The 282-nt window shown below is 37.9% G+C and carries 1 protein-coding gene; it reads left to right on the top strand.

Annotated features, from left to right (window positions below):
• Positions 1-282 (top strand): LysR substrate-binding domain-containing protein (locus FLQ44_RS11170; protein WP_240801257.1); only part of this gene is annotated, 282 nt, incomplete at both ends.

The following is a 282-nucleotide window of genomic DNA, read 5'->3' as shown; positions in this document are numbered from 1 at the left end:
ATTAAAGCTTGGTGTGGTTCCGACATTTGCTACACGTTGGTTGTTGCCCCGACTATATAAGTTCAATGCAGTCTATCCAGAAATCACCATTCACCTTGAAACCAGCACCAAACCCTTTTTATTCAGTGAACATATTTTTGATGCCGCCATTTATACGGGAACACCCGAACAAATCGAAAATTGGCCTGGTGCAAAAATTCATTTTTTAATGAATGAAGATGTGGTACCTGTCTGTTCAGCTGATTTAATTTTTAAGTATTTTCCCGAATTAAAAGCAACTTC

Origin of the sequence: Vogesella mureinivorans, assembly GCF_007644035.1 — a bacterium.
Lineage (GTDB): Bacteria > Pseudomonadota > Gammaproteobacteria > Burkholderiales > Chromobacteriaceae > Vogesella > Vogesella mureinivorans.
This window is presented reverse-complemented; position numbering and strand designations above follow the sequence as displayed.